This window comes from Halorubrum sp. Boch-26 (assembly GCF_029889805.1).
Lineage (GTDB): Archaea > Halobacteriota > Halobacteria > Halobacteriales > Haloferacaceae > Halorubrum.
Window position 1 is genome coordinate 1 of record NZ_JARANT010000168.1, and the last position, 1,875, is coordinate 1,875.

A 1,875-nucleotide genomic window follows, 5' to 3' on the forward strand; every position below is an offset into this window, starting at 1 on the left:
CGCCACCAGTACCTTCTCGGCGTCGTACGTCGACGTCACGCCGTCTTCGGTTTCGGTGGTGACGGTGAGATCGCCGTCCTCGCCCTCCCAGCCCGCGGCGGCCTCCCCGAACTGGAAGTCGATGCCGAGGGCCGCCGCGCGGGACCTGACGACCCCGGTGAGGTCCGTAGGATAAGCCGGGAGCACGTCGTCAAGCAGCTCCACGACCGTCACGTCCGCCCCGGCTTTCGCGAACGTCGTCGACAGCTCCATGCCGACGTAGCCCGCGCCCACGACGACGAGTTCGTCCGGCACCTCGTCGGTCGCGAGCGCGTTCTTCGAGGACCAGACGGCGTCGTCGGCGTACTCGAAACCGGGGATCTCGATCGGCCGGGAGCCAGTCGCGACCACGGCGTGCTCGAACTCGATGGTCTCCATGCCCTGTCCGCTGCCGCCGTGGGCGACGCGCGCGGTGTGCTCGTCCTCGAACGCCGCGGTGCCCTCCACGAGGTTCACGCCGTTGGCCTTGCAGAGCTTCTCGACGCCGCCCGTGAGTCGGTCGACGACGTCGTCCTTCCACTCGGCCATCGCCGGCATGTCGACTTCCGCGTCCGCGCGGACGCCCATCGCCTCGGCGTTGTCCGCCTCGTGGGCGAGGTTCGTCGCCGTGATGAACGCCTTCGAGGGAATGCAGCCGTAGTTCAGGCACGTCCCGCCGTACGCGTCGCGCTCCACGAGCGTCGCGTCAAGTCCGTGCTGTGCCGCGCGAATCGCCGCGACGTAGCCGCCGGGCCCGCCGCCGACGACGAGGACGTCTGTGCCAGTCGCTATGTCGCCCATTACCATGTTACTCGCTTCGGAGGCCCCCGCTAAAAGTCCACGTGTTCGCCGACCGCCTTACAGCAGCAGACGCGCGGGGTGTCCGAGCAGCTCCTGTACGCGGTTCGTGAACTGCGCGGCCTCCGCGCCGTCGACCAGTCGGTGATCGAGGGACATCGAGAGCCGCATCGTCTCGCGGGCGACGACCTCGTCGTCGACGACCCACGGGCGCTTCGCGATGGGCCCCATCGCGAGGATGGCGGCCTCCGGGTGATTGATGATGGGCGCGGAGAACTCGCCGCCGATGACGCCGATGTTCGTGATGGTGAACGTCCCGTCCCGCATCTCCGACCGGGTGAGCTTGCGGTCGCGAGCGCGGGTCGCAAGGTCGTCGATCTCCGCGGCGAGCTCCACGAGGCTCTTCTCGTCCGCGCGTTTCACGACCGGGACCATCAGACCCGCGTCCGTCGCCACCGCGATGCCGATGTTGTACTCGTCGTGGAGGACGATCTCCCCGGCGTCCTCGTCGAGGCTGGCGTTCAGGTACGGGAACTCCTGGAGCGCGTGCGTCACCGCCTTCACGACGAACGGCAGGTACGTGAGGTTCACGCCCTCCGCCTCGGCCGGACCGCGGAGCTCCTCGCGGACCGCCACGAGATCGGCGGCGTCGAACTCGTCGTGGTGGGCGACGTGGGGCGCGGTGTACTTCGAACGCGCCATCTGCTCGCCGATCGTTCTGCGAATTCCGCCGTACGGCACCCGCTCGCCCGACGACGGCCCGGACGCTGTTTCGCTCCCGGATGCTGGCTCGCCGGCCTCGCCGCCGGATTCGACGTACGAGCGGACGTCCTCGGGCATGACGAACGCCTCGCCGTCGCGCTCCTCGCTCGCCGGCACGTCGTTGAGGTCGACGCCCTCCTCGCGGGCGAGCCGGCGGGTCGCGGGCATCGCGAGCGTCCGGTCCCGGGCCGCGTCTTCGCCTTCGACGACGACCGGCTCCTCGTCCGCCGACTCGCCCCCTTCCTCCGCGGCGGGCTCCGCGGGTTCGGGCGTCCCGCCGGAATCGGCGGCCGCCCG

General features: G+C 70.2%; 2 protein-coding genes. Both read right to left on the bottom strand.

The features are described 5' to 3' along the window. Positions 1–825: FAD-dependent oxidoreductase (locus OQF71_RS14445; RefSeq protein ID WP_280588509.1), on the bottom strand; the 825-nt coding region annotated here is incomplete at its 3' end. 51 nt (positions 826–876) lie between these two features. After that, the coding region (locus tag OQF71_RS14450) for a dihydrolipoamide acetyltransferase family protein (RefSeq protein ID WP_280588510.1) at positions 877–1,875 on the bottom strand (999 nt) is incomplete at its 5' end.